The 279-nt window shown below is 42.3% G+C and carries 1 pseudogene; it reads right to left on the minus strand.

Annotated elements, in window-relative coordinates:
- Positions 1–53: 53 nt before the first annotated feature.
- Positions 54–279, minus strand: a pseudogene (locus R7P67_RS26005) (pilus assembly protein PilW); the annotation flags it as partial.

Raw genomic sequence — 279 nt, forward strand, 5'->3', positions numbered from 1 at the left:
AACTAGCAATACGCTCACAACTAATAACGCAGCTGCACCTTGTTGTTTCTTCATTACTGCCAGTTCCTTTGCATCGCAGTAAACGACTGCTGCGTGCGAATATCAGTCGCGTCTTTCAATTCGGTTCCCAATGTAATGGTCATCAGTGCACTTTTTGCATCAGTGCTTTCTAGTAATTCACTAGCCAGGTCAAATCGATTAACGTGAATAACTTTTTTATCAAAGAGAGTGTTACATGAGCCTGTGCCTGCAAGGTTGACCACATCATTAACATCCCAT

The sequence above is a fragment of the Vibrio sp. Vb0937 genome, assembly GCF_033338855.1.